Origin of the sequence: Vibrio vulnificus NBRC 15645 = ATCC 27562, from assembly GCF_002224265.1 — a bacterium.
In the GTDB taxonomy this organism is placed as follows: Bacteria; Pseudomonadota; Gammaproteobacteria; order Enterobacterales; family Vibrionaceae; genus Vibrio; species Vibrio vulnificus.
The window spans coordinates 2523929-2546359 of sequence record NZ_CP012881.1 but is presented as its reverse complement, the minus strand read 5'-3'; the positions used below and the strand labels follow the sequence as shown (position 1 = coordinate 2546359).

Annotated in this window: 18 protein-coding genes; 5 read left to right on the top strand and 13 right to left on the bottom strand. The window is 47.5% G+C overall.

The window, feature by feature from the left end; translation table 11 throughout:
- Positions 1 to 6: 6 nt before the first annotated feature.
- Together AOT11_RS11840 and AOT11_RS11835 are read left to right on the top strand one after the other, a co-directional pair.
- Positions 7 to 774, top strand: a complete 768-nt coding sequence (locus AOT11_RS11840) for a peptidoglycan binding protein CsiV (protein ID WP_017422029.1) — start codon at positions 7 to 9, stop codon at positions 772 to 774.
- A gap of 113 nt (positions 775 to 887) precedes the next feature.
- On the top strand, positions 888 to 1436 hold the full coding sequence (locus AOT11_RS11835; RefSeq protein ID WP_017422030.1) for a GNAT family N-acetyltransferase: 549 nt from the start codon (positions 888 to 890) through the stop codon (positions 1434 to 1436).
- A gap of 84 nt (positions 1437 to 1520) precedes the next feature.
- Here the strand turns inward: AOT11_RS11835 and AOT11_RS11830 are convergent, their stop codons facing one another.
- The 7 genes from AOT11_RS11830 to hinT form a co-directional block, all read right to left on the bottom strand.
- Entirely contained in the window at positions 1521 to 2810 is a 1290-nt protein-coding gene (locus tag AOT11_RS11830; RefSeq protein WP_011150843.1) for an NAD(P)/FAD-dependent oxidoreductase, read from the bottom strand.
- A gap of 445 nt (positions 2811 to 3255) precedes the next feature.
- Positions 3256 to 3798, bottom strand: a complete 543-nt coding sequence (ycfP, locus tag AOT11_RS11825; RefSeq protein ID WP_017422031.1) for an alpha/beta hydrolase YcfP — start codon at positions 3796 to 3798, stop codon at positions 3256 to 3258.
- A 180-nt stretch (positions 3799 to 3978) separates the two neighbouring features.
- Positions 3979 to 4854 carry a thiamine kinase gene (thiK, locus tag AOT11_RS11820; RefSeq protein WP_026050609.1) on the bottom strand — a complete coding sequence of 292 codons (876 nt, stop codon included), beginning with the start codon at positions 4852 to 4854 and terminating at the stop codon, positions 3979 to 3981.
- Between the two features lie 17 nt (positions 4855 to 4871).
- A complete protein-coding gene (gene lpoB, locus AOT11_RS11815) occupies positions 4872 to 5462 on the bottom strand; it encodes a penicillin-binding protein activator LpoB (RefSeq protein WP_011079958.1) in 591 nt (196 codons plus the stop codon).
- Between the two features lie 17 nt (positions 5463 to 5479).
- Positions 5480 to 5869 (bottom strand): YcfL family putative periplasmic lipoprotein, encoded by a 390-nt coding sequence (locus tag AOT11_RS11810; protein WP_011079957.1) that lies wholly within the window; start codon positions 5867 to 5869, stop codon positions 5480 to 5482.
- Entirely contained in the window at positions 5869 to 7263 is a 1395-nt protein-coding gene (locus AOT11_RS11805) for a COG3014 family protein (protein ID WP_026060814.1), read from the bottom strand. The genes AOT11_RS11810 and AOT11_RS11805 overlap by 1 nt, the downstream gene beginning before the upstream one ends.
- 65 nt (positions 7264 to 7328) lie before the next feature.
- Entirely contained in the window at positions 7329 to 7679 is a 351-nt protein-coding gene (hinT, locus tag AOT11_RS11800; RefSeq protein ID WP_011079955.1) for a purine nucleoside phosphoramidase, read from the bottom strand.
- Between the two features lie 239 nt (positions 7680 to 7918).
- On the opposite strand from hinT, the gene AOT11_RS11795 reads away from it, so the two are divergent.
- Together AOT11_RS11795 and AOT11_RS11790 are read left to right on the top strand one after the other, a co-directional pair.
- On the top strand, positions 7919 to 9910 hold the full coding sequence (locus AOT11_RS11795) for a methyl-accepting chemotaxis protein (protein ID WP_026050608.1): 1992 nt from the start codon (positions 7919 to 7921) through the stop codon (positions 9908 to 9910).
- A gap of 163 nt (positions 9911 to 10073) precedes the next feature.
- Positions 10074 to 11234 carry a DUF1887 family protein gene (locus tag AOT11_RS11790; RefSeq protein ID WP_017422035.1) on the top strand — a complete coding sequence of 387 codons (1161 nt, stop codon included), beginning with the start codon at positions 10074 to 10076 and terminating at the stop codon, positions 11232 to 11234.
- A 109-nt stretch (positions 11235 to 11343) separates the two neighbouring features.
- Here AOT11_RS11790 and udp read toward each other — a convergent pair whose 3' ends face one another.
- The 3 genes from udp to AOT11_RS11775 all read right to left on the bottom strand — a co-directional run bounded on the left by udp (position 11344) and on the right by AOT11_RS11775 (position 15230).
- Complete coding sequence (udp, locus tag AOT11_RS11785) at positions 11344 to 12102, bottom strand: uridine phosphorylase (RefSeq protein WP_017422036.1); 759 nt, start codon at positions 12100 to 12102, stop codon at positions 11344 to 11346.
- Between the two features lie 251 nt (positions 12103 to 12353).
- Positions 12354 to 14666 carry a zinc/cadmium/mercury/lead-transporting ATPase gene (locus tag AOT11_RS11780; RefSeq protein ID WP_017422037.1) on the bottom strand — a complete coding sequence of 771 codons (2313 nt, stop codon included), beginning with the start codon at positions 14664 to 14666 and terminating at the stop codon, positions 12354 to 12356.
- Between the two features lie 147 nt (positions 14667 to 14813).
- Positions 14814 to 15230 (bottom strand): CBS domain-containing protein, encoded by a 417-nt coding sequence (locus tag AOT11_RS11775; RefSeq protein ID WP_017422038.1) that lies wholly within the window; start codon positions 15228 to 15230, stop codon positions 14814 to 14816.
- Positions 15231 to 15426: 196 nt separating this feature from the next.
- On the opposite strand from AOT11_RS11775, the gene AOT11_RS11770 reads away from it, so the two are divergent.
- Entirely contained in the window at positions 15427 to 16413 is a 987-nt protein-coding gene (locus AOT11_RS11770; protein ID WP_017422039.1) for a sensor domain-containing diguanylate cyclase, read from the top strand.
- Between the two features lie 157 nt (positions 16414 to 16570).
- Here the strand turns inward: AOT11_RS11770 and AOT11_RS11765 are convergent, their stop codons facing one another.
- From AOT11_RS11765 to cadC, 3 genes are all read right to left on the bottom strand, one after another.
- Positions 16571 to 18706, bottom strand: coding sequence for a lysine decarboxylase CadA (locus AOT11_RS11765; RefSeq protein WP_011079948.1), 2136 nt, complete (start codon positions 18704 to 18706; stop codon positions 16571 to 16573).
- A gap of 113 nt (positions 18707 to 18819) precedes the next feature.
- The gene (gene cadB, locus AOT11_RS11760) at positions 18820 to 20157 is read right to left on the bottom strand and encodes a cadaverine/lysine antiporter (RefSeq protein ID WP_017422040.1); all 1338 of its coding nucleotides are present in this window, start codon (positions 20155 to 20157) and stop codon (positions 18820 to 18822) included.
- A gap of 630 nt (positions 20158 to 20787) precedes the next feature.
- On the bottom strand, positions 20788 to 22368 hold the full coding sequence (gene cadC, locus AOT11_RS11755; protein ID WP_017422041.1) for a lysine decarboxylation/transport transcriptional activator CadC: 1581 nt from the start codon (positions 22366 to 22368) through the stop codon (positions 20788 to 20790).
- Between the last annotated feature and the right edge of the window lie 63 nt (positions 22369 to 22431).

Here is a 22431-nt window from a genome sequence, read left to right as displayed (position 1 = left end):
TATTCCATGAGATTTCTCATTCCTCTGTTACTACTCTGTGTTTCAATGCCTTCTTGGGCACAGAGACAATTTGATGTTGAAGTGATCATCTTTAAACGCGCCGTAGATGCAGAGCAAACTAATGAGTCCTGGCCAAATCAATTGCCAGAGATCACCATGACTTATGCCGGCGATTTTCAGGATGCCCAGTTCCGCCAGAGCAAAGGGGTTTCTATGCTGCCTTACTCTAGCTACCAACTGTTATCGCAGAAAGAAGCACTAGAGAAGCATGCCGGCTTCCAAGTGCTGCTGCACAAAGCGTGGCGTCAAGGTGACCGAGGAAAAGGTTCAGCGCCGATCTTCCGTATTCGCGCAGGGAAAGACTACTCAAAAGAGTACAACCCAGACGGTTCTGAGAAACAGGCCGCTGTGCAAGCACCGTTAGATGGCATTACAGAAGTGAGCATCGACAACCCTCTTTACGAGTTAGACGGCACGCTACAGGTTTATGTTCAGCATTATCTTTTCATCGAAACCGCGTTGGATCTTAAAGAGCCAAGCGTGCGTGAAGTTACGCTAGAGGCCACACCGCTTGAAGAAAATGCCGAACAGTTAGGCCAAGTTGATGGCAACGTCCAACTAGGCAACTTAACCGAAGTAACTCCAACGGTGACGGTTGAGCAGTTCTTAAAGAGCTATCGAATGGATCAAAAACGTCGTATGCGTAGCGGTGAAACTCACTACCTTGACCATCCACTGCTTGGAATGGTGATTCAAGTTCGTCGTGTAGAATAACCTCTACCGCCCTTTGGTCATAAGCCCTCGACTGTGTCGGGGGCTTTGTTTTTCTCAACCAATTCACAAAGTCATCATTTATACTTTACTCAAATGCTTATAACGGAATTGCCATGAGTCCCGATTTCCATATCGTAACCCAACGAGTGACCTTACGTTTAATCGAAGCAGAGCGTGCGAGTGAGTTGGCGAGGTTAATTCGTCGTTCAACCTCTCTCCATCAATGGATCGATTGGTGTCACCCGAATTACAGCGAAAAAGAAGCGCAAAGCTTTCTTCTCATGACACGTTTGAACTGGGTAAAAGCCGATGCGTATGGGTTTGGCATATTTCTCAAAGGCAGTGACGAGCTGGTTGGCATGGTGGCCATCAATGAGCTTTACCATACCTTCAACATGGCCAGTCTCGGCTATTGGATCGCTGATGTTCATCAGCGCCAAGGGCTAGCCAAAGAAGCCATGTGGGCACTGGCGGAGTTTTGCTTTGCCAAACTCAAACTAACCCGATTGGAAATTGTGTGCGCGCTTGATAACCAAGCTAGCCAGAAACTGATTGAATCTTGTCATGCAAAACAAGAGACCATCGCCCGTAATCGCTTTGTTTTTCACGACAAACCACAAGATGGTGTGGTCTATTCATTGATTCCCCAAGATATGCATTAACGCCGACACGAACGGGAAAATATCAGCCATTAAAAAAGGAGCTCGTTCGCTCCTTTTTGGTCAGTTCGTTACTTCGTATTTCAATTAGTGAAGTTTCAAGTTTGGACGTAGTACACGGTTGATTCGGCCAACCAGCATCATCAAACCCGTTTTGAAAATACCGTGCAGCGCCATTTGATGCATGCGGTACAGCGAAATATACACAACGCGCGCGATACGGCCTTCCACCATCATTGAGCCTTTGGTCAAGTTGCCCATTAAGCTACCCACGGTAGAGAAGCGGCTGAGTGAAACCAATGAACCATGATCTTTATACACGTAATCTTTGAGCTCACGGCCATTGAGTTTTGCGATGATGTTACTAAAGGCATGGCTCGCCATTTGGTGCGCCGCTTGCGCGCGTGGCGGCACAAACTTGCCATCCGCTTGAGTACACTGAGCCAAATCACCGATCACGAAAATATCGTCATCGCGCGTGGTTTGCAGCGTATTTTTCACTACAAGCTGGTTAATGCGGTTGGTTTCCAAGCCCGCAATGTCTTTCATGAAATCAGGCGCTTTGATACCTGCAGCCCAAACCATGATTTGTGCAGGGATCTTCTCTCCATCTTTAGTGGTCAATCCATCCGCTTCAGCCTTTGTCACCATGGTTGCGGTACGCACATTCACCCCTAGCTTCACCAATTCACTGTGTGCAGCGGAGGAAATGCGCGGTGGCAATGCAGGAAGAATTCGTTCGCCCGCTTCGACAAGATTGACATTCAGTTTACTTGAATCGAGATCGCCAAAACCGTAAGTACGCAGCTCTTTAATGGCATTGTGCAATTCCGCAGAAAGCTCAACGCCGGTAGCGCCTGCGCCAACAATGGCAATATCGACAGTGCCGTGACCATTTTTCGCGTGCAGTTTAAGGAACTGATTGTTCATTTCATGACGGAAACGGTGCGCCTGCTCTGGGCTATCAAGGAAGATACAGTGCTCACGTACACCTGGGGTGTTGAAGTCATTTGATGTTGAGCCAATCGCGAGAACCAATAGATCGTATTCGAGCTCACGGCTTGGCATCAATAGCTCGCCGTGCTCGTCTTTTAATTCACTTAGAATCACAACCTTACGTTCACGGTCGATGTTCTCTAGGCTGCCCATTTGGAAATCGAAACAGTGGTTTTTGGCATGAGCACGGTAGCTTAGCGCATCAACCCCTTCATCAAGAGAGCCTGTCGCCACTTCATGCAGCAATGGCTTCCATAAATGGCTCGCCTTGCGATCCACTAGGGTGATTTGAGCACGTCTTTTACGACCTAATGTGCGACCTAATTTGGTTGCCAACTCTAGGCCACCAGCACCGCCACCAACAACGATAATTCGTGTCACAGTGATAATCCTCTACAAAATAATAAAAAGGGTCCTGCACGACAGGTCATTCGGTGTTATCACCGGTAACGCGTCCTACAGAGAAATCTTGTGCTTGTGAACGTTCTGTTCAGGGTTATCAAAGGGCATTTAACGTTTGGATAAAAGCGTATTGGAGATCGCCTCGACAATACGAATTGGGCAAGTTTTTTTACTCGCTCTCAATTTTTTTTGATATTTATCAAATTATTTTATAGTGGTTCATTATATAGCGCGAAATCACAACCGCAACAAAAATCCTTACTGCCCATACGGAATGGTGATGTTTTCTACTACTCTCACCTCAAAACAAAGCATCGACATCGCACGGCGCTTTTGTAGCCCATTTAGCAGATAAAGAAAAAGCACCTATCGCTAGGTGCTTGGTGTGTCGGATTTAGAGGTTCAAATGAGTTGATAAAAGCGCTCAGTTGCTTTCTTTAAATGCTTTCATCTTCTGCAAGTGCTGAGATATCTTTTTGAATTTATGGGTTTCTTTATCATCCCACACCACTTCGTAGTAATTCTCCAGCGCTTGTGCTGTTTTGCTGTTGTCGTGGATTTCATCATCACGTGACAAGATCACTAAACAGCGACCTTTGTTCTTCATACGAAACTGTTCGACACATTTGGTTGCAATATCTTCATACTCTTCCGGACGGTCAATGCGGCCTGCCATGTTGTTTTCTGGATGAAGATTCGGGTTAAAAATGACTTGCTTGATACCGCAAAGAAAACCGATGCGCTCGGACCAAAAACCGCCGAGACCAACGCCACAAATAATCGGTTCAGGATCATTTGATTGTTCAATCGCTTTATGCACTTCTTTTAACAAGTGCTGCATATCGTGTTTCGGATGAAGCGTGCTGTAGTTAATGAAACGCACGTCTGGATCGATAAACTGCAGTTGCAATACTTTTTCGTGGTTACCTGGGCTTGTTGAGTCGAAACCGTGAAGGTAGATAATCATGTGTACCTCTCCCTAACTATTCTTGGTACTTATCCCAAGTGACTTCAAGATACCTTCGCAAACAGCAACACAGTGTGGGCAACGGGCGATAACACGCAGCGCAAACAGTGCATCTTGGAGTGACTTGATTAATGCTTTCAATCTACCACGAATTACAAGGGTTTAAAGTGCGAACTTGTCTCAACCGTGCAAACAGTGATCCTCATGGCATAATGAGTGAAGCATTTTTTTGGCAGTGAGCAAATATTCATCATCACCCCAGATTTTGTGTGCAAGTAGATACCACAACATGGCCATCATAGTCGTTCTTGGTTGCCATGCTTTAACCCCCTCAATCCACACCTCAACCTCGTCAATCTCGCGAAGTTGGCAGTAACGGCAGACCATTTCAAACCAATCTTCACCGGAGAGCTGAATCGTCAGAGTTAAATCTAAGCGAGGATCCGCCAATGCCGCATATTCCCAATCGATCACTTTTACCCCGTCCGGCCCTTTCACCATGTTGTATCCACCTAAATCGAAATGACAAAGGGCAACAGGCAGTGGGGTGACAGATGGAGCGCTGCGCCACTGTTGGTAGAGGTTCTCGTATTCGCTGCCCAGATACTTCCCTTCTAATTGCATCCAATAGTGATCTACTCGAGCGGTATAACTAAACGGCGCCAAAGGTAGGGTGTGAGCATCAAACTGATGAATTTTGATCGCGGTTTTAAGTAAGGTGTCGGGCGCAACCCCATCACGCATCGTCTCACCTTCTAGCCATTCCACTAAGACGCCATGCTCATTGACCAGCACAGGCTTTGGGCCGAGCTTTAAATCGGCAATGGCATTGAGTATTTGGTATTCACTGTAGCGAGAGATAGAAAAGGCCTGACAAACTTTGCTTGCCGGCCTCCAAACGTAAGATTTGCCTGCGTGATCGTTGATTTTCCAACATCGGTTGGTTAAACCGCCAGTCACCGTTTGTACCTGCATGGGTGCTGGTACAAAAAAGTCACCTACCGCGTTTAAACTCGGATCCAGTTGTTTTGCCTGTTGCCAAGAAAACCATGCCATAGGTGACCTCACATTGTTTATAGTCCTAACAAGCTCTTAGACTGCTGCTTACGGATTTCAGTTTCATCCGCCCACTCAATTAAACCGGTTTCCAGATCCATTAAGCGCATGGTCATTTTGTAGTACACGTCTTTGTCGCTGCCGTCGTTTTTCACGATGCTCGACAAATTACCGTATAACATGTATTGAGCGCCGACCATTTTACCAAACTGAATCGCGGTAGATTGGTTCACAAGCTCATCATTGTTTTGGAAGTTCAGTTGTTCACGTACCGCTTCTACACGATCCATGTCGACAAAACGGAACTTACCTGAGTTAAGCATTTTGGTTGAAATGGTGTCAGTGATGGATTCCGTATCAATATGCTCACTGGTTTTGTTTTTAATGCGTTCAACAAACACAATTGGGCGACTGTCGCGCGTAATCGCTGCCACAGAGCCAGACATCATCATGCTATCCACCATTTGACCTGCGATGGTTTGTAAGTCCGTCGAACCAAAGTCGATGGTGGTGGTTTCAGTAGCTTGCGCATCACCATAAGAAACTCGGTTAGAACAACCACCCAGTAAAACAGCTAAGCCTAGTAAGGCGACAACACCTTTATTCATTTTTAGTCCTCACATTTTTATTCATTTGCTGCACGGATTTGCAAGCGATATTGAGTGCCATTCGGATTCACCGTTACTTCCGAAAGGGTAATAGATTCAAAACCACGCACAATGGCTTGACGCCAAGGGCCTGGCTTGGTGTTCACCTCTAGACCATTGTCATCGTACCAAGCAAAGCGATAAAGGATGTTCTGATCACCTTTAAAATTGCTGGTTAGACGCACAACCGCACGGGCGCGATCATCCACTTGCGTCGTGGCGATGTCATCGACCAATAGTCTACCACCCAGTACATTGTCGTGGAAAAAGACGTGTTGCGTTTCACCATCGACTCGCATTCCCGCCGTATTCTCTGCACAGCCTGCTAAGCCAAGCAAAACCAGTGCCGAAATAATCCAAGCTCTCATTACAGCCTCCCTAATTGTTTGTGCCATATGGTTTGGTGAGTTCCCTGACGGGAAATCCAGACCAAAGTCGTCTGTTTGTCTGCGACCATGAACTGGTAATCTTTGTCACCGGATGTCAATGTTTGCTCACCCGATGAGACAACTTCACTCATTACATTGACTCTTGCTGGTAAGGTTTGCCAGCTACGAGTATCCGGTTGCTCTGTTAACGCGTTCCAAACGTTAAACAACAGATTGCCGACATCATCGCCTTTAGCGGCTTCTTTACGCAGTTGATCTTTGGCCACCACGCGCAATGCCTGGCGAATCACCATCGAAGGCAAACGCTCACTTAAATCGTACTTCGCCATCTGATCGACATCTGCCAACAACTGGCTTTCCAGTTTCTGTTGATTCAAACGCAATGGGGAAAAGCGCTGATAATTTTGGCTTGGGTAATAAGGCAGCGCGAGAGAATACAGTGCGCCAATGCCTCGACTGTCATAGACAGGTAAATCTATTCGCCAGCCTTGGAGCGCTTCAACAACCCCTTGCTCTTCAATAACAATCACGCGGCCTTGTTCACCTGCAAAGGTGTCGTTTTGCTTACCGTAGCGTTTTTCTAATTTGGCCAAATCTTCACGCATGCCCAGCTTTTTCGCCACCAGCATGGTTCTTTCAATCACCGCGGGGTTATTGGGACTCACCGCTAACGCTCTGCGGTAATCAACATAAGCACCATTGAGATCTTTTGAGGCTTCATACAAAAGACCCGAGAGGAAAAACAGATAGCCATTTTGCACCGATTGCAAGGTTTTCCCTGCATCAGGGTAATTCGCCAACACGCTGCCCAAGTTGGTCGACATGCCATTTTTTTGCATATCGCGCTCAGCAGACTGGAGATCGTCTTCACGTGCTTTACGCGCGGCTTCCTGGACTTGATTAGCGCGACGCATTTCAACCAATGCACCCTCCAAGCTGTTCTGCTGAAGGTAGTTCAAACCGAGATACAAATGGAGAAAGCCCAGTTCGTAATCTGCCGGTGTGTAGTTGTTGAGATTATCGTTGACCGCCAGCGAGCCCACACTAGTTGCCGTTTGCGATAAAGACACTTTGGCCAAATCTTGCCACTTTCTCACCGCCACGTCGCTTGCTTCTAGCGCTTTCTTACTTTCAGGGTAATCTGCCGATAAGAACGCAATGCGTCCTTTTTCCATATTGTCGAGAATGTCGCCAGCAACACCCTCACTTTGCAATTCTTGCGCTTGCGCGTAATCGCCGCTTTTTACCGCCTGATAGACGGAGCGGTTTTGTTCACTATAGTGGCTGAAAAGGTTACCGGCGGACATATTGGCGCATCCCGACATGATCAGGGTCGCGGCAAATACTCCGACTAATTTCCGGTATTGCTTCACATGTAACTCCAAGAGAATGCATCGAAAATAAAGCGGCCAGATAATCACTGGCCGTTGTTTGACATTTAGCCCAATAACATTGGACCCAGTGGCTTACCACCCACTAAATGCATATGGATGTGATAAACCTCTTGGCCACCATGCGCATTACAGTTCACGATGAGACGGTAGCCTTCTTCCGCGATGCCCTCTTCTTTGGCCAACTGTTTTGCGACAGTGAACATGCGGCCCATCATCGCTTCATCATCCGCCTCAACATCATTCACTGTCGGAATGAGTTTATTTGGAATAATTAGGATGTGCTTCGGTGCTCGTGGGTTGATGTCACGAAATGCGGTGACAAGATCATCTTGGAAAAGGATCTGAGCAGGAATTTCCTTGCGAATGATTTTGCTAAAGATAGTTTCTTCGGCCATGTGTACTCCATAACGTCGCTGTTTAACCGGATAAGTATGCGCCAACGTTGTGTGCATCTCAATAAAAAACAGTGTTCACGTAACATTATCAACAGAACATCCTGCTATAAAGTCTTTTTTGCAGCCCTCGCCACAAAATGCTCATCTCAATCTCAATACAATGATGACAATTTTGTTAGTTTTTTGAGACGGGTTCCGTTTCTTTTTTCTTTTGTTACATGTGGGAGAGGGCTAAAAGTATGCAAGGCTCAGTCATTAAAAGGATGTATGCCGGCTTCGCGCTGATAATCGTCTTGTTTGCCGTTACAGTCACCATTATGACCAATGGCATGAATCAAATTCATTCCAACTTCGAAACCGTTTCGAAAAATTCACTGCCTTTGGTTTCGTTATCCAACCAAACCAGTGTTGAGTTGTTATCTGCGGATAAATCTTTTAAAGATTTTCTCACCACGCAGAACCAAGATCGCATGACGCAGATGCGCAGCGAATTTGGTAAATCGCAGACTGAGTTTAATCAAACGCTCAACGCACTGGAAAACGCGAGCAAGGCCTACCCTGCACTCGCAGAGCCTTTAGCTCAACTCAGAGAAATTGAAAACAGCTACTTTGCTGAAGCCAATGAAGCAATGAACAACTATGAAGCGATGTTTGCTGCACAAGCAGAAGTGCAAAAATCGTCACGTCGCTTCCAAAAACTTCACACCGAACTGACGGTTGGTATGAAAGAGTACGTCGATGACCAATCCAGCATTTCTGTCAAAGTGATGGCAAAAAGCTATTTCATTAAGTTGAAAGATGCTGAAGTGATCACCTCGGATGCACTGGCCAGTTCTGATCTTGATTTCGTTAAGAAAGCAGTGAACAAGAACAAGAAAGCGGTCACTCACCTTAATTACGCTTATCGAGGCCTCACGACCCAACTGCCATCACTGAAAGATGTGTTCAATGCATCTGTCGAGCAGTTCACTCAGGACGTAGGTCAAAAAGGTGGGGTGTTGGATCAACACGCCAGCTACCTTGAAGCCAAAGCGGCTTTGTATGACAACATCGCCAACCTAGCGGTCAAAGTTGACTCTGCGATGCGTCTGTTGGAAACCTTCACTACAACAGCAACCGACAACCTCAACACCTCTTTGGTTGAAGCGGGTGAAGTGTACGACCAAGGCTTGCTAAAAGCGATTGTGATTGGTATTGCGGTGACCATTTTTGCCGCCGCTGTGGGCTATCACATTGCCCACAGCGTTCGTGAGCCGTTAACACGTATTCTTTCCACCTTGGAAGGGCTTGCCAACGGTGATATGACGCAGCGTATCGAAATTCGTTACAACAACGAGTTCAGCCGAGTGAGTGGCCACATCAATACGCTGGCAGATAGCCTGCACGACATTTTGGTGAGACTGAATGATGCGGCGGAAAATCTGACCGACACCGCAGCAAACAATGAACGCACCTCGAGCAACGCGCAAAACCAACTGAATGCTCAACGCGAGCAAACCGCTAGCGTTGCCACGGCAATGACCGAAATGAGTCACTCCGTTCAAGAAGTGGCCCAGAGCGCGCAAGGTTCGTTGGAAATGGTGCAAAAAGTGGAATCGGCGTCTGAATCTGGCCGTACCATCATGAGCAGCAACATCTCCACCATCAATCAATTGGAGACTCGCCTAAACGAATCGGTCAGCGCAGTTTCTGAGTTACAACGCATGAGCGGTCAAATTGGCTCGATTCTCGATGTGATTCGCAACATTGCAGAACAAACCAATCTCCTTGCCCTCAACGCGGCGATTGAAGCAGCGCGTGCGGGCGAGCAAGGCCGTGGCTTTGCGGTGGTTGCCGACGAAGTTCGAGTACTCGCATCGAAGACCACCCAATCAACCACTGAAATTGAATCAATGATCAGCAATCTGCAGTCCAGCTCGCAGTCGGCAAGTCATGTGATTCAAAGTTGTATGAGTGATATGGAGATGTCGGTTGAACAAGCCTCGAAAGCCAACGGCGCGATGGAAGAAATTCAGGCGTTGATCATCGAAATCAGCCAAATGAGTACGCACATTTCACAAGCGGCCGCAGAACAGAGCGAAACATCGACCTCTATTGCACGTAGCTTGGAAGACATCAATAACATCGCCGATCGCAGTTACCATGCGATGGCGGAAATCGCGGCCACCAGCGAAAACTTGTCTAGCTTAGCAAGCCAGCAAACGGAGCTTGTTCACCGTTTCAAGTTGTAAGGTTCAACAGAAAACGGTCAATAAACCTATAAAGTCATCGGATAAGGGCAACTTTTCACAAAGTTGCCCTTGTTTTTTATGCGCCTTGTCTACATATGAAGATCAAGCGCTTGCACTCTCTTTCACATCCTCTTTTTGCAAGCCGTACTGAGAAGGAAAAGTTATGGCTGTACACGTTGGTATCATTGATCAGGACCCTGTCAGACTGGTGACCCCTCTCCTCGATCTGCGTACCGTCAGCACTCATATCGTGTTTATCGGTGATGAGTCACAACGCGATATGTATCAAAGACTTCATTCTGTGCTTGCCCAGCGTGATATCACTTCCGAACTGTTTGTCATCCCCTCTGTTGTCGATACTCGTTTGATCAAACAATCTATTCAGACCTTAGCTGAAGATCTCAAAAGCCGTGGGGAAGATGTCAAACTGAACGCCAGTTGTGGCCTTCGTCATCGCTTGCTTTCAGTTTACGAAGTGTTTCGTACCTACCACTGGCCTATTTTCGTTGTTGAACCAAACAGCGACAAGCTTTGCTGGCTCTACCCTGATGGCCGTGAAGATAGTCAGGTGGAAGACCGCATCACTGTGGCAGATTACCTCACGATTTTCGGCGCTCGCGGCGAGTTTAATGAAGTCGAGCTTCCTCCTCAACTTGACCAAAAACTGCATGAGTTGGGCGAACGCTGGGCGAGTCACGCTTTGGAATTAGGCCCTGGTTTGGCGACTTTAAACTATCTCGCGACGACATGCCGCAAAGAGCAAAAGCTGGATGTAGAGTTATCTGAAAAGCAGCAAGGCTATCGCGAGCTGAATATGCTGCTAGCAGATTTAGTGGAAGCGCAGATCGCCACTTACGAAAACGGCATTCTTACCTTTGCCAATGAAGACGCTCGTCGTTTCTCTAATGGTGAATGGTTAGAGACACTGGTTCACAGCACCGTCAAACAGATCCAAGATGATATGCCCACCATTCAAGACCACTCGCTCAATGTTCAGGTCTATCGTCAACTTGGCGAGCGTGAAGTGCGTAATGAGCTTGATGTCGCCTCTGTGGTTAACAATAAACTACACATCATCGAATGTAAGACGAAGGGCATGCGTGACGACGGTGACGATACACTTTATAAGCTTGAATCACTGCGTGATCTACTCGGTGGCCTACAGGCAAGAGCCATGTTGGTGAGCTTCCGTCCACTGCGTCACAACGATATTACCCGTGCAGAGGATCTTGGCTTAGCGCTGATCGGCCCAGATGAATTGAAAGATTTGAAAAAGCATCTCACAGATTGGTTTGCACAAGCAGGTGGTAGCGACGGGATCTAATTCCCGTTTTACTTGAAAGAGGCTCAACGGCCCACTTGCTTTTCAACCGACAAACAAAAACCCCGAAGCCATTGCCTCGGGGTTTCTTTATTCAATCAGCGTAATGCGATTACAGCATTTTACGTGCAGACTCAACAACCACTTTGATAGAGCGAGCTTCTGTCTCTTTTAGCGTTGCGTGATCTGGGATCTCTTTTTGTGTACGGTTGATGATAACACCCGCAACACAACCTGCGCGTAGGCCAGAGCTTGCACACATGGTCAACAACGTCGCTGATTCCATTTCAAAGTTCAGTACGCCCATTTCCTGCCACTCTTTCATCGAACCTTGGAAACGGCTCACTACGCGACCAGTAAAGGTGTCGTAACGCTCTTGACCTGGGTAGAAGGTATCACTTGACGCAGTAACACCGGTGTGAACCGTTGCGCCACTCTCTTGCGCAGCCGCTTTCATTGCCGTTGCCACGTCAAAGTCAGCCACTGCTGGGAACTCCATTGGCGCAAAGTGCAAGCTCGCACCATCAAGACGAACAGAACCTGTCGTTACGATCATGTCACCCACGTTAACATGCGGCTGGATCGCACCCGTTGTACCAACACGTAGGAAAGTACGCACACCCAATTGAGCCAACTCTTCAACCGCAATAGAAGTAGAAGGACCGCCGATACCCGTTGAACAAACAACCACTGGTTTGCCATCTAGCTCTGCACGGTACAAGGTGTACTCACGATGGCTAGCTAGAAATACTGGGTTTTCCATTTCTTCAGCAATTTTTTGTACACGCGCAGGATCGCCTGGGATGATCGCTAGCGTTGCACCGTTAAGATCTGCTTCAGTAACACCTAAGTGGAAAACAGCTTGAGACATAAGTCACTCCTTATTGCGGCTTACTTGAAAATAAGCTCAGATAAATTTGTAGGGGTCTAAAAATGCACTTTACTCAACCTCCTCATAACTTGGAGTGATCGTTGTCACAATGAAAGAATGTAACAAAAACTTATTACCTAGAAAAACCGGTTTGCATCACACTTTGTCTGCAATTTTCAGCCAAATTGCATAAGAAATGCCAACAAAAAGCCCGCATCATAAATGCGGGCTCTATAGATTCACACTGTCTATTATTCATTTGAGGAACGGAATCTTAACAATCGCAGTGCATTTAGTGTGACCAATGCCGTTGCGCCACTGTCCGCTAATACCGCCACCCATAGCCCGGTGATGCCTAGCAAACTGGTGATAAGAAACACCCCTTTTAGACCCAATGACAACGCGACATTTTGACGGATGATGCTCATGGTTGCGCGTGAGAGCTCTATCATGCTTGGCAACTCAACCAAGCGATTATGCGTAAGCGCAGCATCCGCCGTTTCAAGGGCGACATCGGTTCCTCCGCCCATGGCGATACCAATACTCGCCGCTTTCATGGCTGGCGCATCGTTGATGCCATCTCCGACCATGGCAACGGTTTTGCCTGCGGCAAACTGCTCCACATAGTGCACTTTGTCTGCTGGCAATAAGCTCGCTTGGTAATCAATGCCAATCTGCTGAGCGATGGCTTGCGCACTGCGAGGGTTATCACCTGTCAACATCACCGCAGAAACACCCAGTTTACCTAGCGCAACCACCGCTTGAGCTGCGTCTTTGCGCAATGTATCTTGCCATGCGATGAGCCCAATGGCTTCACTATCATGACGCACAATCACCACGGTTTTCCCTTGCCCTTCTAAGCGGACAAATTCTCTTTCTAATTGCAAGGAGAGAGGAAACTGGGCTCGCGAAGGGGCCACCAGCTCGACACTTTTGCCATCAACGAAACCGGAAACGCCCGCCCCGACTTGAGCCATTTTGTCTGTGGCTTCAGGAATGGTGTAACCCAAACTCTCGGTGTGATTAATCAGCGCGATCGCTAAAGGGTGACTAGAGCCCACTTCCACCGCAGCGCTCAAACTCAACAAGGTTTCATCGTCATGGAGGAACGACACCACATCTGTCACTTGCGGTTTGCCTTGTGTGAGTGTGCCGGTTTTATCAAAGGCAACCGCTTCGACTTTACCAAGCTGTTCTAACGCCGCGCCACCTTTGATCAAGGCGCCACGTTTGGCTGCCGCAGCAAGACCAGAAGTAATTGCCGCCGGCGTTGAGATCACCAAAGCACAAGGACAAGCAATCAGTAGCAAAGCCAAACCGCGATACACCCACGTTTCCCAAGGCTGAGCGAAAAACATTGGCGGTACGACGATCACGGCCAGCGACACCAACATCATTAATGGTGTGTACCAGCGGCTGAATTTGTCTAAGAAACGCTCTAGTGGTGCTTTGCGCGACTCCGCTTCTTCGATGAGATGCAAAATACGATCGATCGCATTTTCACCTTGTTTTGAGGTAACTTCGATACGAACGACTTTATCCACTGCCACCACGCCCGCCATCAGCTTCGCGCCAGAGGTATGCTCTGCGGGTACCGATTCTCCCGTCAACGCACTTTCATCAAAACTGGCCGTTGGGGTAAGGAGTAAGCCGTCCGCAGGCAAGCGAGAACCGGGCGCAATTTCAACCACATCGCCTAGCATCAACTCACTTGCCGCCACTTCCACTCGTTGACCATCGACAATTTTAATGCTGTTTTCCGGCACTAAGGCCATCAACGCTTGAACGCCACTTCTTGCTCTTGAGGCGGCGTACGCTTCCAATTTCTCACCAATTAAAAACAGCAATAAAACCATGGCCGCTTCCACGCTTTCACCAAGATAAAGCGCACCAATGGCCGCAACGCTCATTAGCGTCTCAATGGCGAAAGGGGTTCCGCTGCGCGCAAGGCGCACGGCTTTTTTCGCCACTGGGTATAAACCCGCTAAACAGGTTAGAACAAATAGACCATTACTTAATGGCTCGGAAACCGTCGCCAATAGAGCAGCGATAGCCATAGATAAGGCAATGGCTAAAATGTGCCAGTTGGCGTAAACAAAACCGAGCCAACCTTGAGGTTTCGGCGCCGCAGTTGCTTTCGCTGCCGATGAGCCAACAAGCGTGATTGGAAAGCCTGTTTTGGCCGCGACTTGTTCAATCTCTGTCAACAATGATGCAGAGGCGAAATCCACCACTAGCTTCTCGGTAGCAAACAACACTTTCGCCTGTTGAACTCCGGCCACACCCAAGACGGCTTTTTCTAATTTTTGAGCACAAGACGGGCAATCCATACCAGAGATGAGCCAGCTTTGTCGCTCCGACGCGCTTTGAGTTAAGGTCGCCTCTCGCCGTTCACTCTCTTCATTCGGCTCCGAGCTTGGGCACGCATCTGAGCTGCAGCAACTGTCTGATACCGATGAAATCGCGGTCATTTTGCTAGCCGCTAAACTCGGGCTGCAGCACGATACAGCAGCCGGTTTGGTCATGATTTTATTTGACTGACAAGCAGTATGTTTTGAGCACATAACATTTTCCTTATTGGTGAGTACAGCGTAAGCATAAACCTTAGAGTCAGCTCCAAGGTCAAGCGTTATTTCACTCCGCAAGGAATCGGCTATAAAAGTAAGCCCTCGTTAGAGGGCTCAGCGTCAGGAGGAAGGTTAAGATGAAGGTTAAACCGGATGCTTGAAGCAATCATCGAGACTTTGACCAATCGCTTTTAACACGTCGCGACGAGTGATCACCCCTACCAATTTTTTGTTGTCGACCACCGGATACATCTTCGGTTTGCCAACTTTCATCATGTCGGCCAGTTCGATGATCGACATGTCAGATGAAACCGATAACACATCATTGTGCATGCACTCACCAACGGTGTACGAATCTTGGCAGTGATAACTGGCTTTCACCAGTTTATCCAGCAAGTCTTGCTCTGAAAGGAAACCTATCACTTCTTCTTTTTCATTGATCACCGGACCACCCATGACCACGCTTTTCATGACTTTGTTCAATGCAGCACTTAAAGACATGTCAACGGTGAAGGTGACGGCTTGTAGGGTCATGTAATCTTTTACTTTGAGTGAATTCATCGCGTGCTCCTTTGCGGTGTCATTTTGCCCTTTCTTTAAGTGTCGTCTAATTTCTTGTTTTTACTAAATAGGAATCGGCAATTTTATGTATTGCCCCTGCCTATCAAGCGATTCTCGTCACTTGTAGCAAAAGTAAGACAAAGAAATGCACTCCCACCTACCCTAAATATTCACTATTGAGCTATATGTTAATCAAATGGTAGGAGTCGTCTGCATGGTAGAACAATCTATTTTTTCTCGAGTTATCGCCAACAACCCATCGGTTGTACATCACATTTTTGAAGCGCTACCTGAACCTACTTTTTTGATTGATGCCGAGGGTTACTATATCGAAGCATGGGGCGGTACCGATAGTAAGCGACACCATGACCCAGCCAACCTTATCGGTTTGAATCAATACCAAGTGTTACCGCGAGAAAAAGCCATATGGTTTTCCGATGTGATTCAACAGGTCATCCAAACGCAAAGACCTCAAGAGTTGGAGTATGAGCTGCATCCTAAAGATCTTGGTTGCTTTGAAGGAGTCGACGGCCCTACTGAGTTGCAATTTTTCAGCGCATTCGTCATTCCTCTAATGGGCGAGAAAAAAGTGCTTTGGACCGTGCGTAACATCACTGAATACAAAATGGCGCTGCGGCGATTAGAGTCTCAACAACTGGAGTTGGAACGACTTTCCTGCCTTGACCATCTTACCCAACTCTTCAATCGTTACGCGCTAGAGATTCATCTCCCCCATGCGCTCTCCAAGGCTGCCCAATCTGGCCACAGTGCCGCGCTGTTTATGGTCGATATTGATTGCTTTAAAGATCTCAATGATACCTTTGGCCATTTAACCGGTGACAAAGCGTTGAGAATGGTTGCCATGACGCTCAAGCAGTGGAGTGGCGAGCAAGGTATCGGCTTTCGTTATGGCGGCGATGAGTTCCTGATTTTTATTCAAGATATCTCAAAGCAAGCATGTGAACAGAAAGCGAACGAACTGCAATCGGCGGTTGCTCGGTTAGCGATTCCCAATCCACAATCACAAGTGGCCAATGTTCTCACCGTGACCATTGGCGTTCAGTTTTACCCTTCGCTCAGCGAGCAGTGCCAAGATCTTGAACAGTTCATTTCCAAAGCCGACAAAGCGCTCTTCAACGCGAAGAACACCCAGCGCGGCACCATACAGTTCTTAAGTGCATAGACATCGACAGACAAACCTCTAGGCCGGGGCTTAAGAGAAAAGCGAACGCTAACGGTTGGAGACAAAAAAAGAGAGCCGTTTGTTTGGCTCTCTTTTGGGTCACGCGTCTATTGGGGTAGTCACGTTGCGTTAAATCATTGGCCTGATTTCAGGTAAATCAGTCTTTCAGTACTTTTACGGTGTAGCGGCCATCTTTCTGGCGGTATAGGCCGTGGATGTCGGTCTCGAAGCCTGGGTAATGCGCGCCGATTTCACACAACATTTCCAAGAAATCCAGTACTGGACGAGAACTTTCTGTCACCACTTCACCTGGTAGTACTAGAGGCACACCTGGAGGGTAAGGAAGAATCATGTTGGCACTCACGCGGCCCACCATATCGTTCAGCAAGATCTCTTCAGTTTGACCACGAAGCTCTTGTTGCCAAGCCGCGTGTGGTGTGACTTTCATCTCTGGTAGCACATCGAATGCTTTGTACATCAACTCTGGTAGACGGTACTTACGAGTCAGATCGTGAATACCTTGTGCCAGCTCTTGAATACGCATGCCTTCGTAGAACGCTGGATCTTCACGGTACAGCGCAGGCAACATAGTGCGAATCGTTAGGTTTAGATCGTAACCACGTTTGAACTCAGTCAAACCACGTAGCAATTGCATTGCTTTTGATTTGTCGATACCAATTGAGAACAAGAACAACAGGTTGTAAGGGCCTGTTTTCTCTACCACAATGCCACGTTCATCAAGGTACTTGGCCACCAATGAAGCAGGAATACCACTGGTTTCCAACTCACCATCTTTGCTCATTCCAGGAGTGAGCAAGGTGATTTTGATTGGGTCAAGATACATGTGGTCATCGTCCATGTTCTTGAAGCCGTGCCAATCTTGGTTAGGGTCAAGCTTCCAACATTCGGTTGTCTCAATGTTCTCTGGTTGCCACACATCGAAGAACCAACCGTCACTTTCACCTTTTAAGCGTTTGATCTCTTTACGGAAACGAATCGCACGGTCAATCGAATCTTGCATCAACTTACGACCCGTGTTGCCACGCATCATTGCTGCCGCGGTTTCTGTTGATGCCACAATGCCATATTGAGGCGAGGTGGAAGTGTGCATCATAAAGGCTTCGTTGAACGACTCACGGTCAAACTCACCTTTTACATGAATCATTGACGCTTGAGAGAACGCTGCCAACAGTTTGTGAGTGGACTGTGTTTCGTAGAACACTTTGCCTGGCATCGCTTCGCCACTCATGCCGCATTTGCCTTCGTAAATACGGTTGAAGTTAGTGTAAGGCACCCACGCACTGTCGAAGTGGATGTGTTTACAGTCGAGAGACTCTTTGATGAATTGTGTGTTGTACAGCAAACCATCGTAAGTTGAGTTGGTAATCACCGCGTAGCTTGGCGCGCTCGCACCTGGTGTTTTAGCCACTTTTTCTGCGATCACTTCACGGCTGAATTCACTTTGTGGAATACCACCAAGAATGCCGTAAGCGTTACGGGTTGGGCGGAAGTAAATGGGTGTCACGTCCGTCATCATCATTAAGTGAGTCAACGACTTATGACAGTTACGGTCAACCAGTACCGTGCTGCCCGCAGGCGCTGAGAACATGCCGACAATTTTGTTTGATGTCGAAGTACCGTTCGTCACGATGTACGATGCGTCTGCGTTGAACGTACGCGCAATGTACTCTTCCGCTTCTTTATGTGGACCTGAATGGTCAAGCAGTGAGCCTAGCTCTGGCATCGAAATCGACACGTCCGCTTTGAAAGTATTTGGACCGTAGAAATCGTAGAAAATACTGCCGACTGGGCTTTTCTGGAAAGCAGTACCACCCATATGACCTGGAGTACAGAAGGTGTATTTGCCTTCTTCCACATATTTAAACAGCGCTTTGGTGAATGGCGGTGTAATCGCGTCTTTGTATTCTTGTGTTGCTTGGTTGATCTTGATGGCGATGTCATCTGCCATGCCCAACGCGTATTCAAAGAAATGCACGTTTAGGCGTAGATCGGTCAGCGAAATATCCAGCGTTGATTGCTCGTTAGCAAACGCGTGTACTGGCAGTTTTTCGTTGATTTGGCTAATACGCTCACAAAGCTCAAGCGAGTATTTATCCCAGTCAAACAGCACACCACAAATGCGTGGGTTCATTTCGATCATCTTGATCAAATCTTTGTCATCCACTGGATAAACAACTTCATAACCGGCTTTTTCAAGTGCTGCGTGCAATTGGCGAACTGGCTCTTCTTTAAAGAACACACCCATGTGGTTCAAGATAGCGAAAATATTCATTTGGACATCTCCAAGACGAAAAAGGGCGCTCTCTGTGATGGTTCACAGTGAGTAAGACGAGCGCCGTGATGAAATTAGGAAGCGCTGGCGTGGCAGTCCGCCAGCGGAATCAATCAGTGTTGAGCCGAAGCTTCTTCAGGATGGGCAGCCATGTATTGGGCCAAGCCTGTTTTCTTGCTGTAGAACATCAAGATGATGAGAGACATGATGAAGGTTGCGGTGAGGGTTGAACCCTCTGCACCGGCTAGGGCAACCATACAGAACAAGCTGGCAATGCCCGAGAACAACATCACGAATGTATTGCGAGTTGTCATACCTTCGAAGCGAATCAAGTTAATGCTTGAGTAGAAGTAAGGCAGCATAGTGAGTAGTACTGCGTCAGTGGTTAATTGGTTAAACATATCTGAAGCGTGAGCCGTTTCTGAACTGAAGAACATCAGCACCAACATCAACATCGTCATCATGCTAGAGGCGATAACCAAACCTTTCTTAGGCACGCCGTTTTTGTCGGTTTCACCAAACACTTTAGGGAAGTTGCCGTCGTTTGCGGCACGTTTACCCGCTTCGCTCACCAACATCATCCAAGAACCAAGAGAGGTGAAACACGCCAACGCAGTAAACGCAGAGACAAATGGCGCTGTCCAGCTACCGAACAGTTCAGTGGTCGCCAACGCAAATGGTGCACCGGATGCAGCCACTTCAGAAGCTGGGAACATACCGCTGATCATTTGAGTAGAAAGCACGTAAATCACACCGGCAATCGCAGTACCTAGCATGGTCGCAAGTGGTACCGTGCGTTTTGGGTTCTCAACCATGCCTGATGATACCGCCGCAGATTCCACACCCACGAAAGACCAAAGACAGATAAGTACCGCGGTGATGATCGCATGGCCATCGCTACCTGCAGAAACGTTCCAGTTCTGGCTGTAAATTGCGCTGTCGAAGTGCGTCCAACCAAATAGCGCTGTACCTAATACAGGCACCAAAATCAGCACCAAACCAACAGTACAGAGTCGGCTTACCCAGCTACCACCAAGTAAGTTAACCAGCGTGAACACCCAAACAGAAGCGATGGTCGCAAGGCCTGCTGGAATCGGGTCATTCAGTACTGGGAAGAAAACCGATAAGTAAGAAACACCGGTAATGGCAATGGCTAAGTTACCAATCCAGTTCGCGTGGTAGTAAAGCACGCCCGTTTGGAAACCAAACACCGGTGACACCTCACCTGCATACGCAATAGGGCCACCCTCTTGAGGGTTTTTGGTTGCCAAACGAGCAAACACGAATGCCAGGCTCAATGCACCAACAATACAGATCGCCCAACTAAAAATAGAGATAGAACCTACACTCGCCAGTGTAGAAGGAAGTAAGGCAATACCACTGCCCATCATGTTACCAGCCACGACACCTGTACAGGCAATTAGGCCGATTTTCTTAGCATTAGATGACATAACATCTCCAACTCGATTCAACTTAAGTTACAAAACTCAAACGAACAAATAACCGCAACGCGAAGCAACCTTGTCGCTGCTCTTTTGATGTTATTAACGCGATAAAGAGAAAACGTTCTCCGTGACCCCGTTAATGTTCGAAGTGGAGATTACGCCCAAAGCAGATAAAAAAAATAAACTTACGATTATCAATAAAATGATGAGACAAAAATGAGTTTCTTGATATCAAGGTGATAAAGGACAAACATATAAACCAACATTTTCAGATAGTTAAGAAAAAACCTAAAAACATAAACTCATGACAATAAAGTTATCAACCTGCTCTTTCATTCGCCCTCAAGCACATCAACTTGCGATTGAGGGGGAAGTTGATAATGCGTTGATAATGCGTTGATATCGAATTTATCCAGCGAGCGCACCCTCGCGCTATTGAAGCCGAGAAGCGAGGAAGCAAGTAAAAGAGTAAAAGAGAGTAAGAGAGTAAAAGAGAATAAGAGAGTAGACGATGGAACAAGACGTGCAACTCACAATGAGGTTCACACACAAAGAAGGAAAAGATAAGAAAATGAAACGCTCTCAGACACAGCGATGTCTGAGAGCAAAGGTGAATGGCAAACCCAAACTGGGTTGTTACATCAAACGCACCACCGAAGGATGCACTGAGCGATACATGGCGTAGTCAATCGATTTTAGATTTGACTGAAATACCAGCCTCTCACACAACAAATAAGTTTCTAGTGACGTGTCCATATAAAAAGCTTCGCTGTAACCATCACTAGCACCATCAAGATCACCCCGCAGTTCCGCGTGTTTGCCTTGCAGTACATAAGAGAGCACCGACTCACGCAATTGCTGCGCTTTGGCTAAATACCGCTCAGCCGAGGGCAGATCTTCATCCACCGTCGCTTGCAGCGCTAACGCTTCGTAAATTCGGGGTTGAACCACCGCATCCAGTGCATCACTGGCGTTTTGCAATTTGCTGCTCAACAATAAAATGCGTTCTTGGTTTAGCGTCGGCATGTCAGACAAGGCTTGCTGAACATGGTACGCAATCAGGAGCTCGGCCTGAACGTAATGATTGTTCGGCTCTAAGTTAAGCACCTGTTCAAGCAAATCAATCCCCTTTTGTACCTGCTGCCGATCAGAGAGATTGAGGTAATGATTCGCTCGCACATACAAGGCCAACGCCGCTGGCTGCTTAGGAAAATCCACCAGTAAAATCTGCGCTTGTTGCTCTGCATTTGGCAAGCGTAACGCCTGCATAATATCGACTTCCGCTCGGTGCAAAACCGACGAAAGATGCGATGTATCCAAAGGGTATTGGCGGCTAAACAACACCGCGCCCGAGGAGTTGTTTTTTAACTCCAGTTCAATAAAGGCGTGACCGTCTTTATCGCTCACTCGAACCATGATCGATTTACCCGGCAAAATGCCAGAAGTAAACGCGGTTTTACTCAACATCACGCGATAGTCGGTCACTTGAGTGATGTCGGCCATCAGCTTCTGTGCAATACCATCGGCCAGATCGTGACTTAACGCTTGGGCATGATAATCATCTTGAAACATGAATTCGATCAGATGGGTATCCACCACTTGCGTAATGCGCACTTGTGATTGTTTGATGGTAAAAAAGCCCATGGCAATGATCACCAAACCAATCCATAGCGCATTGAATGCATTCACGCGCCAACGAGAAATATTGGGCCGCTTCGGCTTTTTCTGTTGCTGGCTTTGACACATAGCGCGTGTGAGTGGCCCTGCTGGAAAAACCATTTCATTTGCACTCGGGGCTTCGGCTTCTGGCGTCACGATCGATGGCTCAGTGATTGTCGGCTCCAGCAAATCAACCTCAGCAGGTTCTGCCTGGCGCAACAAATAAGGATTGGCCGTTAGGCGCTCAACATTGGCCACCAGCTTGTAACCGCGCTTTGGTACAGTAACCACGTAGCTGAGATTTTCTTCTCGCCCATCACGCAGTAACTTGCGGAGTTCAAAAATGGATTGCGTCACCACTTGGTCGGTGACAATGGCCCCATCCCAAACGTGCTGGATCAGTTCCTCGCGACCAAACACTTCTCCAACGTGTTCAGCAAGGAAATGCAGTAAATTTATTAGACGTGGCTCGACGGAGACTTCCCTATCTTGTCGATACAGCTTGTTCTCATCAATGCACAAAACCCAGTCATTGATTTGAAAATAGATTCCAATCATAGAACGCTCTTTGTATCAGGCAGATAGCATTGGATAAAGAGCGGTTCTCTCACCCAATGAGGG

Coding starts and splice junctions, on each gene's coding strand:
- AOT11_RS11840 (WP_017422029.1), top strand. CDS start 7: ATGAGATTTCTCATTCCTCTGTTACTACTCTGTGTTTCAATGCCTTCT.
- AOT11_RS11835 (WP_017422030.1), top strand. CDS start 888: ATGAGTCCCGATTTCCATATCGTAACCCAACGAGTGACCTTACGTTTA.
- ycfP (WP_017422031.1), bottom strand. CDS start 3,798: ATGATTATCTACCTTCACGGTTTCGACTCAACAAGCCCAGGTAACCAC.
- thiK (WP_026050609.1), bottom strand. CDS start 4,854: ATGGCATGGTTTTCTTGGCAACAGGCAAAACAACTGGATCCGAGTTTA.
- lpoB (WP_011079958.1), bottom strand. CDS start 5,462: ATGAATAAAGGTGTTGTCGCCTTACTAGGCTTAGCTGTTTTACTGGGT.
- AOT11_RS11810 (WP_011079957.1), bottom strand. CDS start 5,869: ATGAGAGCTTGGATTATTTCGGCACTGGTTTTGCTTGGCTTAGCAGGC.
- hinT (WP_011079955.1), bottom strand. CDS start 7,679: ATGGCCGAAGAAACTATCTTTAGCAAAATCATTCGCAAGGAAATTCCT.
- AOT11_RS11795 (WP_026050608.1), top strand. CDS start 7,919: ATGCAAGGCTCAGTCATTAAAAGGATGTATGCCGGCTTCGCGCTGATA.
- AOT11_RS11790 (WP_017422035.1), top strand. CDS start 10,074: ATGGCTGTACACGTTGGTATCATTGATCAGGACCCTGTCAGACTGGTG.
- udp (WP_017422036.1), bottom strand. CDS start 12,102: ATGTCTCAAGCTGTTTTCCACTTAGGTGTTACTGAAGCAGATCTTAAC.
- AOT11_RS11780 (WP_017422037.1), bottom strand. CDS start 14,666: ATGTGCTCAAAACATACTGCTTGTCAGTCAAATAAAATCATGACCAAA.
- AOT11_RS11775 (WP_017422038.1), bottom strand. CDS start 15,230: ATGAATTCACTCAAAGTAAAAGATTACATGACCCTACAAGCCGTCACC.
- AOT11_RS11770 (WP_017422039.1), top strand. CDS start 15,427: ATGGTAGGAGTCGTCTGCATGGTAGAACAATCTATTTTTTCTCGAGTT.
- AOT11_RS11765 (WP_011079948.1), bottom strand. CDS start 18,706: ATGAATATTTTCGCTATCTTGAACCACATGGGTGTGTTCTTTAAAGAA.
- cadB (WP_017422040.1), bottom strand. CDS start 20,157: ATGTCATCTAATGCTAAGAAAATCGGCCTAATTGCCTGTACAGGTGTC.
- cadC (WP_017422041.1), bottom strand. CDS start 22,368: ATGATTGGAATCTATTTTCAAATCAATGACTGGGTTTTGTGCATTGAT.